The following is a 14,526-nucleotide window of genomic DNA, read 5'->3' on the forward strand; positions in this document are numbered from 1 at the left end:
TCTATCGAGCATAAGCTGTAGTTACCCGATAACAATTACGCAGGCATTGCCAAACGAGCAGCAATACCATCGTGAATTTGAACCAATGTCTGCTCAAGGTTATAACTCCAATCCCAACCTGGATAGTGACTCTTAAATTTGGTTAAGTCACTCACGTACCAGATATGGTCGCCGATGCGGTTGGTTTCTGAATAATGATAGGTCAATTTTTTGCCCGCAATTTGCTCACAAATGGCGATGGCCTCCAACATAGAGCAGTTGGCATGACGCCCGCCACCTGCATTATAAGCTTCGCCAGGGCGTGGGTTCTGATAAAAATGCCAGAACATATTTACCAAGTCGTAGCTGTGAATGTTGTCGCGCACTTGCTTTCCTTTGTATCCAAAAATGGTGTAAGGATTGCCCGTAATGGTACACTTCATAAGGTAAGCCAAAAATCCGTGCAATTGCGCTCCTGAGTGGTTCGGGCCCGTCAAACAGCCACCACGGAATACTCCTACTTTCATGCCAAAATAACGGCCGTATTCCTGACACATAATATCCGCCGCTACTTTGGACGCGCCAAAAATAGAGTGCTTGGTATGGTCAAGGCTGTGGTGCTCATCAATCCCGTTTTTGTAATAAACGTGGTCTTCCGAAATTTCCCAGCGGGTTTCCAATTCTACCAACGGCAGATAATTAGGATTATCGCCATAAACTTTATTGGTAGATGTAAAGATGAACACGGCATCAGGGCTATGCAAACGCGTCATTTCGAGCATATTGAGGGTACCTACGGCATTTACCCCAAAGTCAGTAAACGGCTCACGCGCCGCCCAGTCATGGCTAGGTTGCGCCGCCGCGTGTACGATAAGCTTAATATCGGTGCCATATTCTTTAAAAATAGGCTCCAATTGGCTCACTTCCCGAATATCAGCGCTGTAGTGTTTATAATTGGCAAAACCATCTTGGAGACGATTTCGATTCCATTCGGTGTTTCCGTCCTGTCCAAAGAAATATTGACGTAAATTGTTATCTACCCCAATCACGAGGTCAAATTTATCAGCAAAAAAAGCGACAGATTCGCTCCCAATCAATCCGGCCGAACCGGTGACAAGTGCAATGTTCATAGAATAATCGTCTTTTTGAAGTGTGATTAATATTGGAAAATTTCTATTTTTCTTGAATTAAGGGCGTAAAATAAGTCAAAAAAGTTCAATCAGCCTAATCCGTAAAATAAGTCATTCGTTTAACGACCATGTTTATGGATAGGATAAATAGTGTCTTTAAATCAATCTGCTTTGTCTAATTTAAACGTAAACGTGGTTCCTTTATCTATCTTGCTCGCAACCGTAATTTTTGAACCGTGAGCGTTAATTATGTGCTTTACAATGGCCAATCCCAGACCAGTTCCTCCTTTTTCTTTTGAGCGACTTTTGTCTACCCGATAAAATCGCTCAAAAATCCGCGATAAATGTTCGGGCGGAATCCCTGGGCCATTATCACGCACGGTTACAAGAAAATGTTTTTTATCTTCCTCAAAATGTACAATTACCTTGCCATTATCATTTCCGTATTTAATGGCATTTTCGATGAGATTTGTCATTACCTGACTTATCCGCTGCGGGTCTGCTTTTACCCACACGTGCAGCATTCGGTCGGGTTTTATTTTAAGAACTGTATTCCGCTGATTGGCCTTGTTTTCGAGTTGTTCGCATACTTCAAGGGTAATTAGCCGTAAATCAACGCGGTCTTTACGCATTCTGATTTCGCCCGTTTCCATTTGTGAAAGCGCCACCAAGTCTTTGACCAACGCATCTAGTCCGTCCAAACTTTTAGCGGCTTTTTGCAGAAATTTATCCCGTACTTTCTCGTCGTCCATCGCCCCGTCCAATAAGGTATGAATGAACCCCTGCGCGGCAAAAATGGGGGTTTTCAGCTCGTGCGAAACATCGGCCAGAAACTCCCGCCTAAAAACCTCCATTTTCTTCAATTCATCTATTTCCTGCTGTTTGCGGGCCACATATACAAAAATCTCCTGATTCAGTTTTTTGAGGGGATTGGGGTCACTGACAATGTTCTTACGAGGAAAACTAAAATCCTTCAATTTAAGGCGCTGAATGGTTTCGTGCATTTTGGTTACTTCTCGGTACACCAAAATCTCAATAGCGTATAAAATCAGAAAAAACGCGCCAAAAAAACCAGCAACTCCCGACACAAAAAGCATGCTCAGCGTGGTGCCGCTGACAAACGAAAGGAAGGCCACTGTGATGCCTGAAATGGCAAAAGCCAGCAATAAAGCGGTGATACGCGGGTTGATACGCATAATGAATGATTTTCAGCGCAAAGGTAGATAAATTTTTTTGCCGAAATTTTAAGAAATTATTTTGTCTTCTGCTTGACTATCTGTAACTTTGCACTCCGTTTTCAAATTTGACGTAAAGCAATGGCAAAGAAAGGTAACAGAATACAAGTAATTTTGGAATGCACAGCGCAGAAAGAATCGGGCGTTCCAGGGATGTCACGTTACATCACAACTAAGAACCGCAAAAATACTCCAGGACGTATGGAGTTTAAGAAATACAATCCGTATTTGAAAAAAGTAACGGTTCATAAAGAAATTAAATAATTCGTTATTTGTTCATCGTTAATAGTCAACAAGTGCTGTTAACTGACTGACCGTTAACAATTAACAATTTTAACTTATACAACAATGGCAAAGAAAGTAGTTGCAACCCTGAAAAAAGAAGGTGGTAAGACTTACGCCAAAGTGATTCAAGCAATTAAATCACCAAAGACTGGCGCTTACACATTTAAGGAGGTTATCGTTCCTACCGACGAAGTACAGGCTGCGTTGAAAAACTAATCCGCAACCTCTGTTACCATAACGATATTTGATAAAGTCCCGATAAGGGACTTTTTTTGTTTTTATATTTGTGCGTTTTTTATTTGTGTGTTCTCCAGCAACCCTCCGAATTTGTTTATTCTGCCGAGCGTTGCTGGCCGTAAACTATAAACTGCCGCACGGGCGGCCCCGCTACGTACTATGGGTTTATTTGATTTCTTCTCTAAAGAGAAAAAAGAATCGCTTGATAAAGGGCTGGAAAAATCTAAGGAAAGTATCTTCGGAAAAATCAGCCGGGCAATTGTAGGGAAATCTACCGTTGATGAAGACGTACTCGATGAATTGGAAGATATTCTGATCAGTTCTGACGTGGGCGTGGGTACAACCGTCAAGATTATAAAGCGAATTGAAGAGCGCGTAGCACGCGATAAATACACTGGCACCTCAGAACTTGACAGTATCCTGCGCGACGAAATAGCCACTTTACTGACAGAAAATAAATCGCTCGATTTTAAGGATAGTTTTGAGACCGACAACTTACCAAAACCATACGTCATTATGGTCGTAGGTGTAAACGGCGCGGGCAAAACCACCACCATAGGCAAACTCGCCCATCAGTTTACAAAACGCGGCAAAAAAGTAGTTTTAGGTGCGGGTGATACCTTTCGAGCCGCCGCCGTAGACCAACTCAAAACCTGGGGGCAGCGCGCTGGCGTATTGGTCATCGACCACGGCATGAACACCGACCCTGCCGCCGTGGCGCACGATGCCGTGAAAAAAGGCGTGGAAATGAATGCCGATGTGGTCATCATTGATACCGCAGGTCGTTTGCATACTAAGGTCAATTTGATGAACGAGTTATCAAAAATCAAACGCGTCATGCAGAAGTTTCTGCCCGAAGCACCGCATGAGGTACTCTTGGTGTTGGATGGAAGTACGGGCCAAAATGCCGTTATTCAAGCCCGTGAGTTTACCAAAGCCACCGACGTAACGGCCTTAGCCATTACCAAACTGGACGGCACTGCAAAAGGTGGCGTAGTAATCGGAATTTCGGACGAATTCAAAATCCCCGTCAAATACATCGGAGTAGGTGAGAAAATGGACGATTTACAGGTGTTTGACCGCGCTCAATTTGTAGATTCGCTGTTTAAGAAATAAGCGATAGCTGCCATAGCAGAAAAAAGCGAGCAGACACTCATATGCGTCTGCTCGCTTTTTGTTAGAATACGTAGGATAAACTTAGATTGGGCCGAAGGCCGCCACTTAGGTTTGCGCTCCAGTTTTTATACTCTGTATTCGCTTGGCTACTATAATTGATTAACAGATCTGCCAATTGAGTTTCCACTAAAAAATGATTACTGATCAAATAGGCCAATCCTATATTCGGTCGTAGTTCAAAGGTGTTAAGATGCCCAATTGAATTAGTAGATGCATCTTTTTGTTCCTGATTATTGCGTATATAATCGAATTCAACTTCCCAATAAGGAGTAAGACGCGTAGCAAAAAAATATTGCTTCCTAAAAATACCTACTCGGTACATACTTCTTTTAGTGATAATTTGGGGCGTAGAAGTAACTTCAGAATAATTTTTACTATATCCCATTCTTACTCCAATCATTGTTCTATTCTTGACAAACTTTCCTATCTGTAGAGATACATTCGTCTCATTTTCATCGGATTGACTTGGAATTGAAGATTGGTTAGAAAGATTATTTCTTAATCGACGCGTATCCACATCAAAACCTGCACCCAACGTCCATCTCCCTTTATTTAAAATAGACAGCTCTTTGGTCTCAGCCTCAAACGAAGTAGGCTTAATCCAGTAAAGTAATCCCGTAGAAAAACCATAACTGTTGAGAGGAAAAGTATTGGAAGATGTGGCAAGTTGTATGGCTAAATGTTTATTGAAAAAATAGAGTGCACCTGCTTCAAAAATAGGCCGAATTGAAAAATTTCGTTCTTTAGATGTCAGTTCCTGTTTACCATCAACGCTTTGCTTAATGTTAAAAAAGCTTCCAGAAATACTAAGCCCCCCTCCTACAAACCCTCGCCAACGCTCTTTTCCAAAAAAATAAAGCCCGCTCGAATTAAGTGAAAGTGAACCATAAGGGTTAGAAAGTTTTGAATTATTATTTTTCCAGTAGTTCCTACTAAAGGTTTCAGATACTCCGATACGCCATAGAATATCATCTTTGATAAATTTCCCGTAGGAAATTCCCGAGGACAGCGAAAAGGTACCAGATTTATTGTGACTGTTTTTAGGGTAAATATTTGCAGAATACCCTGTCGAAATATTCCCAGAAATAAAGGAATTTCCTTTTTCGGTTTGGGCAAAGGCCGCAGTAGCAAGCAACAGAAGGACTAATGTAAAGCTGTGTTTCATGGCGTGTAAGATTTGAGTGGATAAATTCACTTTTACAACGCCTTTTTGAAGAAATTATTGACTCCTAAACGTCTAAAAAAAATGTTAAAAAAGCACAAGAATAGACCCTGTACTTTTTGACATTTGAGCGTGAGAAAGTTACGCCAAAATAGGCTTCACAACTTTTCCGTGTACATCGGTCAAACGGTAGCGCCTGCCTTGTGACTTGAAGGTAAGCTGCTCGTGGTCAATCCCCAACAAGTGCATGACCGTAGCCTGAAAATCATGTACGTGGACTGGGTCACGCACAATATTATAACTAAAATCGTCGGTTTCTCCGTGAATGTAGCCCTTTTTCACCCCTGCTCCAGCCATCCAAATGGTAAAGCATCGCGGGTGGTGATCGCGGCCGTAGTTTTCTTTGGTGAGTTTCCCCTGCGAATAGGAGCCTCGGCCAAACTCGCCGCCCCAAATAATGAGGGTATCATCCAACAAACCGCGCTGTTTCAAATCCATCACCAACGCCGCCGAAGGTTGGTCGACCGACTTGGCCATGGTTTTTATGTCGTTAGGGAGATTGCCGTGTTGGTCCCAGCCCTGATGATAGAGCTGAATGAATTTCACGCCTTTCTCGGCCAATTTTCTGGCTAATAAACAGTTTGCGGCAAATGTCCCCGCTTTTTTGGCTTCGGGACCGTACATATCAAAAATATAGTCAGGCTCTTTGGAAATATCCATCGTTTCGGGTACAGCCGTTTGCATCCGATAGGCCATTTCGTACTGCGCCATGCGGCTGTTGATTTCGGGGTCAAGAATCTGTTTGTATTGTTCCTGATGCATTTTGGCCAAATAATCCAACATCCGTCGGCGGCTCGTGCGGTCGATGCCTGCTGGATTGTTAAGATAAAAGACTGGGTCTGGCCCTGAGCGGAACACAACACCCTGATGTACGGAAGGTAGAAAACCGTTTGACCACAATTTAGCGTATAAAGGCTGATCACCCCCGCGTCCTTTGGAAAGCAATACCACAAAAGATGGCAAATTTTGATTGTCTGAACCCAACCCATAACTTACCCAAGAACCAAAAGAAGGCCTTCCGCCCTGCTGACTCCCCGTCTGGAAAAACGTAATGGCGGGGTCGTGGTTGATGGCCTCGGTATGCATGGAACGTATAAAAGTGGCCTCATCAGTAACTTTAGAAATGTAAGGCAACAACTCACTGACCCACATTTTGCTTTGGCCGTGTTGGGCAAATTTATAGTAAGATGCCGCCAATGGAAAGCTACTTTGCCCCGCCGTCATGCCCGTGAGGCGTTGGCCTTTCCGAACAGATTCAGGCAAGTCTTTGCCCCACATTTGTTCCAGTTTTGGCTTATAATCAAACAGTTCCAACTGCGAAGGCGCGCCGCTTTGGTGAAGATAAATGACGCGTTTTACCTTAGGAGGAAAATGTGGTTTCCCCAAAGCTCCCCCAGGACCAGTCGCAGCCTGCGCTTGATTTGTTCCCAACAACGACGAAAAAGCCGCCGCACCTAGGCCCATGCTGGTACGCGACAAAAAATTCCGACGACTGAGTTGGTCGTGGGTATGCTGTTCGAATTCTTCCAATGCGTTTTTCATCTCTTTATCACAAACTCATCAAAATTCATTACGGTACTCGCCACGATGGTCATGGCTGCCAATTCCAGTTTATTCAGGGACATCTCCACAGGATATTCACCTACTTTCAATAGCTCATCTGCGCGCTTAGGATTTTTCAGGAAATCCTGATATTCTTCATTGTACAACTGCGTCATGGCTGCCAACTCACCCGCTCGCGGCGGACGGGACGTAAGGGCCATAAAAATGCGAGTGACGGCCTGAGATTTACTATCTGCACCTTTGTTTAACAGTAAACTCCGCTGCGCTAATACCCTGGCGGCCTCTACAAACTGGGGGTCATTAAGCGTGACCAGCGCCTGCAAAGGCGTACTGGTTTTTTGGCGCTTTACACTGCAAAAATGACGCTCAGAAGCATCAAAATTAAGCATCATTGGCGGTGGAGAGCTACGCTTCCAAATGGTATACATACTTCGTCGATACAGTGTATCACCATGATTTTGAACATATTGCACTGCATTTCGCGTGGCTAAGGCCTCCCAAATACCGTCGGGTTGGTAAGGGTGCACACTTGGGCCTCCGATGTAAGGACTCAATAAGCCGCTTGACGCCAATGCCGCATCCCGCACTTGTTCCGCTGAAATACGGTAACTTGGACCTCGGGCATACAATAAATTATTGGGGTCTAACTCCAATAATTCAGGTTTAGCGACCGATGATTGTCGATACGTGGCCGACATAACAATTTCCTTTTGCAACAATTTATAATTCCATCCATGCGACAGTCCGCCAGAATTTCTGAATTTGACCGCCAGATAATCCAACAATTCGAGGTGCGTGGGTAAATCTCCTTGATTTCCAAAGTCCTCTGCTGATACCACCAGCCCCTTTCCAAAATACCGTTGCCACATCCGATTGACCATTACGCGCGCAAAGAGCGGATTTTCTTCGTGAACGAGCCATTTGGCAAGGCCAAGGCGATTACGCGGCAATTCTTTCGGAATTTTAAAAAATTGGTCGGGCGTATCAGCCGTTACTTCTTGGTCAATGGCATCGTAGGCCCCGCGTTTGAGTATGTGCGCTTTGCGAGGGTATTTGCGTTCGCGCATCACCATCACGTCAATTTCTTTATTGAGCAACTCTGTTTCTTCTGCCAACAAGTGCTTCCGCTCCGCCAATAGCTTCTGATTTTCGGTATCTATGTTGGTAACGAAATACTCAAAGAGACCTTCTTTTTGAAAATCATTACGTTTATTGGCGGGAGTTTGAAGGGCGATTTTGACAAAATCTTTTTGGCCAATCACACTGTGGACTTCAAGCGGCGTCAGCTCACGGGCAAAGACCTTGAGTTCATCAACCGCATAGCCTTTATAGTTGTAATCGTGGCGCTGGCCGATGGAAAAATTAGGGGCGCCGGCTCCCCAATTGGTATGATTTTTCCCCCAAAGCATACTTTCCCGCAAGCCATCCGACATGACCCGACCCGTGGCTCGTTTTCCATTAATATATACTTTCAGGCCATTGGCTTTGCTTGAACCATCGTAAGTCATGGTAAGATGCGCCCAAAGATTGGCTTTGAGCACGTAGTCAGTTTCAAAATCAATGGCATTGTCGGGCCAAACATTGCTTAACCGAAACGCCAGCCGCCCGTCTTCCAAACGCTCACACTCGTAGCCTCGGAAACCGTTGAATGGCCCTAAGTTTCGGTTAAAGAGTGGCCCTTTGAATTTAGGGTCAGTGATACCCACCCACAAACTGACGGTAAAAGGTTGGTTTCGTTCAAAAAAACCCGAAATGGTCGGCACCTCTTTGTATTGACCCCAACCGTTGATACCGCGCATTTGCATATAGCTCTCTCCCACCAAGCGTACGCCTTTGCCGCGCGGGCTTTTGATTCGCACGGGCAGAAAATCCAAATCTCCGTTGGTTTCAAAATTGAGGGTATCGTTGGCCAAATTTGTAAATATTGGCCGTCTTTTGTCTTTCTTTTCTCCCGCGGGGCGCACCGTCATGGAGTCAAAGGGCACATCAATCACCAAAGCCGTTTTGGGCGCAATTAGCGGTGCTTGTACTGACTTAGCTAACCATTTTTCAAACCGCTGACGAAGGGCAGATGCATTTTGCAACTGCGTTTTTTCAACGACAGAAAGCTTCTCTTTAATAAATCGTAGTTGTCTTTCCGTTGCAGGTTTAGGCAGAGTAATGCTTGGACTAGGCTCACCGTTGTAGGGGATTTGGCCGTATTCATTGTTGTTATTGAAAAACGCAAACAATGAATAATAATCTTTCTGACTGATGGGGTCGTATTTGTGGTCGTGACAACGCGCACATTCGACCGTCAGTCCCAAAAACGCCTTTCCGAAGGTATTGGTGCGGTCGGCTACGTATTCCACAAAATATTCTTGTGGCACAATTCCTCCCTCCTGACTCTGTTGATGATTGCGGTTGAAGGCCGTAGCTACCAGATGTTCTTTTTGTGGGTTGGGCAACATATCCCCCGCCAATTGCCAAGTCACAAAGCGGTCAAAGGCTAGGTTTCGATTGAAGGCTTTAATGACCCAATCGCGGTAAGGCCACATGGTACGCAGACCATCGTCCTGATAACCGTGAGTATCGGCATAGCGCGCCACATCAAGCCAATCTGCGGCGTGGTGTTCCCCGAAATGAGGATTTCGGAGTAATTGATTCACTACTTTTTCGTAAGCATTAGGAGACGTATCTTTGACAAACGCTTCGACTTGTTCGGGCGTTGGGGGCAACCCGATTAAATCAAGATAAACGCGTCGAAGCAAGGTAGTTTTGGGCGCTTCGGGGTTGCCAGTCAGCTTTTTATCTTCTAATTTTTTAAGGATAAATCGGTCAATGTCATTTTTGACCCAACCTTCATTTTTAACCTTTGGCAACGCTGGCTTAACAGGAGCCACAAATGACCAGTGCGGTTTATACTCCGCCCCTTGCTCAATCCATTTGATAAGGATGGCTTTCTCTTCTACCGACAGCGTGAGGTGAGAAGCGGGCTCAGGCATCACATATTCAGGGTCTTCTGACAAAATACGATGCACTAAGTCACTTTTGGCGGGATTGCCTGCCACGATGGCTTTTAGGCCGCTTTCGCATTCTTTGTCGTAGGCAGCGTCGGCAATATCCAAACGCAAATCAGCTTTTTGTTTATTCTTATCAGGACCATGACACGCAAAACAGCGGTCCGACAGAATGGGCTTGACATGTAAATTATAATCCAACTTTTCGGGCAAGTTCGCCGCCGCTTTTTCGACGTCCTGCGGTATTTCAATATTGCCACCACAAGCGCCTACCAACGCCATTATTACAATCCCTAAACTCCAATGATAGAAAGCTCTTTTTTCCATTTTTACAATAATGATACGGCCCTTGAAACCACTTATTATAAAAAGTTATCACCAAAGTAAAAGTACTTAAAAAAGCGCGAAAAATTTAAAGTGTTTGCCAGCTACGTAGTAGTCGGTTACACTTTTTGAAAAATAACCAACCCAGTAATAATACTGGACAATATCATTGAAACCGACATGACAAACCACTGTTTTCGCAGACTCATCGGTCTAATCAATTGAAAGCTAGTCAACCCCGAAATACCGTGCAAAAGTAGAGAAACTGTTCCTAACGGTATCATCAATTCTTTCATACTAGATTCACTGTAAATATCAATTTTTCTTAAAAGATTTCCATTGGTCAGATAATACCAATAAGCCAGACAACAACCTCCCAGCATCAACATCACAACGTTTAAGTAGTTTAGCTGCCGAATTTGTTTGGGGGTGAAGGGGTCATTGGAAAATTTACTGAAATCAGGTATAACATTTGTTCGCATTGAATATGTCTTTTATTGAGCGGCTAAACTACAAATCAATGATAAAATTCATCTCATTTATTGATAAAATACCCAAAATGAGGATATTCGGCTATTTTTGAGTGCTAACGATTTATTTCATAATGTTTAAGGCACAAACAATTCCCCCTTACTCAACAACCGAGCCGTACGAATCACGCCTGATTTGTGAATAACAATTTGACTATCAATAAATTCGTATTCAAGATTTACTGTAAACTCACCCGAAGGATGCTCAATGGAGAGAGATGAACGATGAACGATAAGAGATGAATTTTGCTCACTCATTACTCCTTGGCAAACAGTATCAGGAACCACGCAAGCAGTAGCGACCGAAACCGCCGCCAAAACACCGATAGCTTCATGAACGACGTGGGGAATGAACATTCTTGTATTGACCACTCCGCCTTTTTCAGGGGGCGACACCAAACACATTTTGGGAATAGTTTGGTCTTTGACATCGCCCAAATTCATCAAATGCCCCGCTTTCAAGCGAATATTTTCAATTTGTTGTCTGAGAGGTTCATTGGCTTCTAGAACTTCTTTGTTTTCATTGCCTACCAAACCAAAATCACTCGCTCGCATTATCACAATGGGCATACCATTGTCTATGCAAGTAGCTTCTACTCCCTCAATTACATCCTTAGCGTGGCCCGTGGGCAACAAAGCCCCACAGGTTGAGCCTACGGTTTCTAAATAATTACAAATAATAGGAGCGGCGGTGCCCGGTACACCATCTACTTTGGCATTACCTTTGGTTTCGATTTGACCGTTTGGGGTTTGTACCACCACTTCACAAATTCCACCCGTATTGATGATATTAATTCGGGCAGCAGTGACAGGGTGAGTAGCCTCAATCATGCCCGATTCGATAGCAAAAGGCACAATACCAGCCAAAATGTTGCCGCAAGTTTGGGTAGTCGATACTTTGCCTTTGCCCACCACTACCTGTACAAACAGATAGTCTAAATCGGCTGGGCGGCATCCCGCTTCGGGCGTTATTGATTTGCTAACAATGGCTACTTTGCTGGTTAAAGAAGTGGCTCCGCCTAAGCCGTCAATCTGGCGAGGATCGCCCTCGGTAGTTCCTTCCATCGCGAGTAGAAGACAACGGTTTCGCTCGTTTTCATCGGTAGGCAGGTCTTCGGCTTTAAAGAAAAGCCCTTTGGAGCTTCCACCCCGAAGCTGCATGAATGGAATGGCCGTTTGCATTTAGTTCATCAGTTTTGCCAAGTTATCTCTCGTAGCACGGGTGACAATCGGGTCCAGATTGCGTTCTTCAAGCATTTCAATCACGGCTTCCATTTCGTGCATTCGGCGCAGGGCATGGGTTTTGCTGCCTTCCACAAAACGGTCAATCAAGTCGTCGTTTCCGCCAATAATCGAACTGATTTGTTTGCGGATATACTCAGGCATCCCGAATGCATCCCCCGCTTCTACGGCCTCACAGATAACCGCCGCCACGCCTTTGTAGACAATTGAGCGCAGCAATTTCATGGTAGCGGCATCACCCACTTTGCCATTTTCGACGAGCGACAGGTCCAACTTCAACGGTTTCATTTTCTCCAAAAAAGCGAAAACATCCTCTCCCGCCGCCAAAAATGGGGTTTTGATACCTTTGGGCGGCACTGGTGCCATGATGGCCAAATCAATGAATTGGACGCCAGTTGGCTTCAAAATCATGTCAATCTTCTTTTTCTTATCGGGCGAAGAAGTATTCATTTCCAGAAAAAACTGCGTGTTTTTAAGGACTGGAAAAATATCCTGCGCCACTTCTTCTGATACCGACGATAGGTTGACGCTGAAAATCACTTCTGCGTCTTTAGCGGCTTCGGCATTGCTTGAAGCAAGCGTCACAGAAGGGTGTAATTCTCGAACGGGATTGGGGTCGTAGCCCGTCACGGTCACGCCCATTTCGGCCAAATCATTGGCAAAACGAGAACCCGCTTCGCCCAAACCCAAAATGGCAATTTTTAATGGCTCGTTCATTATTCTATGAAATCTAAATAATTGGCTTTTGAAATAACCTGAAACTTAGCTTCGGGATAGCCTTTGGCAAAGGCTTCTGGGATTTTAGAAGTGTTTTTTTGCCATTTGAATTCATAGGCTTCTATTTCCCCATTTCTAACCTCAATCCAGTCGATTTCTTGCTGATCGTAGGTTCGCCAAAAATAATATTCTTTATTTTCTTCCCCGTAACTGAGGCGCTTAAGACGTTCTGTGATGAGATAGTTTTCCCAAAGTTCTCCTACATCCTGCCGTAAACTCAATGGCTTAAAGTCAGTAATTAAGGCATTACGTACACCGTTATCCCAAAAATACCACCTCGAATTTTTCGATATTTCTTTTCTGAGATTTCTACTGAAACCCCTAACTTTTTTGAGAATAAAGGTTTTTTCAAGCAAATCCAAGTACTTTTCAACTGTATTTTTGCTCATACTCAACTGTCGGCCCAACTCATCATAGGAAACTTCTTTTCCCAGTTGGAAAGCAATCAGTTGGAGTAAATCGCGGACTTTACCAGCGTTTCTGATGCCTTCAAAGCTCAATATATCTTTCAACAAGAAACTATTTATCAGACTATTGACGTATCTTTCTTTTTCAACAATGGTTTCTAACTGAAATAACTCTGGATAACTGCCATAAATCAACCTTTCTTCCAAGTTTTCGATGGTCTGAAATAAATTTTCATGGTGTTTAAGTTCAGTTTGCGCGATTGGAAACAACTCATGCCAATACGCCCGTCCAACTAATGGTTCGCCTATCTGCGCATTTAAATCAAAAGCAGATGATCCACTTGCAATTATTTTCAAGGTTGGAATTTCATCAACCATCAATTTGAGCACTTTGCCGATTTCGGGTAGCACCTGTGCTTCATCAATGACTAATAATTCAACTCCTGACGTGAGTCTTCGATAATTTGCCGCACTTCGTTCAGCAAGCACCTTTTGAGTGTTTATATCTTCACCATTGAGCCACAGATGCGGTATGGCAAGTTCTTGCATTAATTGTTTAAGCAAAAAGGTCTTTCCTGTTCTTCTTGCTCCAATCAAAACATTTACTTTTCCTGGTTTAAGGGAGTTTTTAATCGTGGTTAAAAGATATCTTTGAATAATCATTTTGGCCGTGGTTTTTCTCAAATATAAAGAAAATACCACTTACTGACTGAATTAATGCAAATTCAGTCAATGTACTGACTGAATTTGCATTAATTCAGTCAGTAGCAGACTAATACCCAAACTTCTCATCCCAACCATAAATCTGAAGAGACGTTCTTCCTTTTCTGAGTTCGGCTCTTGTTCTTTCTTCTTTGGCTTCTCTTGCAGCAGCTTTTTCGATGGTTTCTTCCAGTTTATTGAACGGAACAACTACGACGCCATCACGGTCACCCACCACAATATCGCCGGGATGAATCAGTACATCTCCGAGTATAATGGGTTCATTGAGCGTTCCATCACCGTGATTTGACGTACCACGAATGCATAATCCTCTTGAAAAAACAGGGAAGCCCATCGCCTCAATATCGTCGGCATCACGCACGCAGGCATCAATAACTAAGCCGTTGACTCCTTTGGTTTTTGCCCCCAAACTCATCAAATCGCCCCAGTAACCTGCTTCATAAAAACCTGAGCAATTGGCGATTAAGACATCTCCCGCTTTAGCATACGCATAAGCCCGATGCAACAAAACATTGTCACGAGGCATGGTCTGAACCGTATAAGCAGGGCCGCAGACTTTCATGCTTACAGCGATTGGTTTGATGGCCGACGGCAAATTACCTTTGTTTCCAAGGGCTTCACAAATCGTAGCGGCTGAAAACTTCGAAAGCTCTTTTATTAACTCCATATTTTACAATGGCTTATCAGTGGTAATTCT

The 14,526-nt window shown here is 43.8% G+C and carries 13 protein-coding genes; 3 read left to right on the forward strand and 10 right to left on the reverse strand.

Going from position 1 to position 14,526, the window contains the following annotated elements; all coding sequences use genetic code 11:
* Nucleotides 1–35: 35 nt before the first annotated feature.
* The gene (locus DVG78_RS17845; protein ID WP_114462412.1) at nucleotides 36–1,109 is read right to left on the reverse strand and encodes an NAD-dependent epimerase/dehydratase family protein; all 1,074 of its coding nucleotides are present in this window, start codon (nucleotides 1,107–1,109) and stop codon (nucleotides 36–38) included.
* 161 nt (nucleotides 1,110–1,270) lie between these two features.
* Nucleotides 1,271–2,305: a sensor histidine kinase gene (locus tag DVG78_RS17850; protein ID WP_114462413.1), complete on the reverse strand. Its 1,035-nt coding sequence runs from the start codon at nucleotides 2,303–2,305 to the stop codon at nucleotides 1,271–1,273.
* A gap of 120 nt (nucleotides 2,306–2,425) precedes the next feature.
* Here DVG78_RS17850 and rpmG point away from each other — a divergent pair, with 120 nt between their 5' ends.
* From rpmG to ftsY, 3 genes are all read left to right on the forward strand, one after another.
* Nucleotides 2,426–2,608 carry a 50S ribosomal protein L33 gene (rpmG, locus tag DVG78_RS17855; protein ID WP_114068027.1) on the forward strand — a complete coding sequence of 61 codons (183 nt, stop codon included), beginning with the start codon at nucleotides 2,426–2,428 and terminating at the stop codon, nucleotides 2,606–2,608.
* Between the two features lie 84 nt (nucleotides 2,609–2,692).
* Nucleotides 2,693–2,845, forward strand: a complete 153-nt coding sequence (locus DVG78_RS17860) for a DUF4295 domain-containing protein (RefSeq protein ID WP_013927273.1) — start codon at nucleotides 2,693–2,695, stop codon at nucleotides 2,843–2,845.
* A 180-nt stretch (nucleotides 2,846–3,025) separates the two neighbouring features.
* Entirely contained in the window at nucleotides 3,026–3,982 is a 957-nt protein-coding gene (gene ftsY, locus DVG78_RS17865; protein WP_114070324.1) for a signal recognition particle-docking protein FtsY, read from the forward strand.
* A 61-nt stretch (nucleotides 3,983–4,043) separates the two neighbouring features.
* Here ftsY and DVG78_RS17870 read toward each other — a convergent pair whose 3' ends face one another.
* The 8 genes from DVG78_RS17870 to DVG78_RS17905 all read right to left on the reverse strand — a co-directional run bounded on the left by DVG78_RS17870 (nucleotide 4,044) and on the right by DVG78_RS17905 (nucleotide 14,496).
* Nucleotides 4,044–5,207: a hypothetical protein gene (locus tag DVG78_RS17870; RefSeq protein WP_114462414.1), complete on the reverse strand. Its 1,164-nt coding sequence runs from the start codon at nucleotides 5,205–5,207 to the stop codon at nucleotides 4,044–4,046.
* A 138-nt stretch (nucleotides 5,208–5,345) separates the two neighbouring features.
* On the reverse strand, nucleotides 5,346–6,806 hold the full coding sequence (locus DVG78_RS17875; protein ID WP_114462415.1) for a DUF1501 domain-containing protein: 1,461 nt from the start codon (nucleotides 6,804–6,806) through the stop codon (nucleotides 5,346–5,348).
* Entirely contained in the window at nucleotides 6,803–10,153 is a 3,351-nt protein-coding gene (locus DVG78_RS17880; RefSeq protein WP_229598257.1) for a DUF1553 domain-containing protein, read from the reverse strand. Before DVG78_RS17880 ends, DVG78_RS17875 begins: the two co-directional genes overlap by 4 nt.
* A gap of 116 nt (nucleotides 10,154–10,269) precedes the next feature.
* Nucleotides 10,270–10,632: a hypothetical protein gene (locus DVG78_RS17885; RefSeq protein ID WP_114462417.1), complete on the reverse strand. Its 363-nt coding sequence runs from the start codon at nucleotides 10,630–10,632 to the stop codon at nucleotides 10,270–10,272.
* Nucleotides 10,633–10,758: 126 nt separating this feature from the next.
* Nucleotides 10,759–11,862, reverse strand: coding sequence for a 4-oxalomesaconate tautomerase (locus tag DVG78_RS17890; protein WP_114462418.1), 1,104 nt, complete (start codon nucleotides 11,860–11,862; stop codon nucleotides 10,759–10,761).
* Nucleotides 11,863–12,639 carry an NAD(P)-binding domain-containing protein gene (locus tag DVG78_RS17895; protein ID WP_229598258.1) on the reverse strand — a complete coding sequence of 259 codons (777 nt, stop codon included), beginning with the start codon at nucleotides 12,637–12,639 and terminating at the stop codon, nucleotides 11,863–11,865.
* Nucleotides 12,639–13,769 carry an ATP-binding protein gene (locus tag DVG78_RS17900; protein ID WP_114462486.1) on the reverse strand — a complete coding sequence of 377 codons (1,131 nt, stop codon included), beginning with the start codon at nucleotides 13,767–13,769 and terminating at the stop codon, nucleotides 12,639–12,641. Before DVG78_RS17900 ends, DVG78_RS17895 begins: the two co-directional genes overlap by 1 nt.
* 109 nt (nucleotides 13,770–13,878) lie before the next feature.
* Nucleotides 13,879–14,496 (reverse strand): 4-carboxy-4-hydroxy-2-oxoadipate aldolase/oxaloacetate decarboxylase, encoded by a 618-nt coding sequence (locus DVG78_RS17905; protein WP_114462420.1) that lies wholly within the window; start codon nucleotides 14,494–14,496, stop codon nucleotides 13,879–13,881.
* Nucleotides 14,497–14,526: the final 30 nt, after the last annotated feature.

It is taken from the genome of Runella aurantiaca (assembly GCF_003339505.1).
Classification (GTDB): domain Bacteria; phylum Bacteroidota; class Bacteroidia; order Cytophagales; family Spirosomataceae; genus Runella; species Runella aurantiaca.

Bases quoted from the DNA above. Each gene is read 5' to 3' on its own strand.
- DVG78_RS17845 (WP_114462412.1), bottom strand. From the start codon at position 1,109: ATGAACATTGCACTTGTCACCGGTTCGGCCGGATTGATTGGGAGCGAA.
- DVG78_RS17850 (WP_114462413.1), bottom strand. From the start codon at position 2,305: ATGCGTATCAACCCGCGTATCACCGCTTTATTGCTGGCTTTTGCCATT.
- rpmG (WP_114068027.1), top strand. From the start codon at position 2,426: ATGGCAAAGAAAGGTAACAGAATACAAGTAATTTTGGAATGCACAGCG.
- DVG78_RS17860 (WP_013927273.1), top strand. From the start codon at position 2,693: ATGGCAAAGAAAGTAGTTGCAACCCTGAAAAAAGAAGGTGGTAAGACT.
- ftsY (WP_114070324.1), top strand. From the start codon at position 3,026: ATGGGTTTATTTGATTTCTTCTCTAAAGAGAAAAAAGAATCGCTTGAT.
- DVG78_RS17870 (WP_114462414.1), bottom strand. From the start codon at position 5,207: ATGAAACACAGCTTTACATTAGTCCTTCTGTTGCTTGCTACTGCGGCC.
- DVG78_RS17875 (WP_114462415.1), bottom strand. From the start codon at position 6,806: ATGAAAAACGCATTGGAAGAATTCGAACAGCATACCCACGACCAACTC.
- DVG78_RS17880 (WP_229598257.1), bottom strand. From the start codon at position 10,153: ATGGAAAAAAGAGCTTTCTATCATTGGAGTTTAGGGATTGTAATAATG.
- DVG78_RS17885 (WP_114462417.1), bottom strand. From the start codon at position 10,632: ATGCGAACAAATGTTATACCTGATTTCAGTAAATTTTCCAATGACCCC.
- DVG78_RS17890 (WP_114462418.1), bottom strand. From the start codon at position 11,862: ATGCAAACGGCCATTCCATTCATGCAGCTTCGGGGTGGAAGCTCCAAA.
- DVG78_RS17895 (WP_229598258.1), bottom strand. From the start codon at position 12,639: ATGAACGAGCCATTAAAAATTGCCATTTTGGGTTTGGGCGAAGCGGGT.
- DVG78_RS17900 (WP_114462486.1), bottom strand. From the start codon at position 13,769: ATGATTATTCAAAGATATCTTTTAACCACGATTAAAAACTCCCTTAAA.
- DVG78_RS17905 (WP_114462420.1), bottom strand. From the start codon at position 14,496: ATGGAGTTAATAAAAGAGCTTTCGAAGTTTTCAGCCGCTACGATTTGT.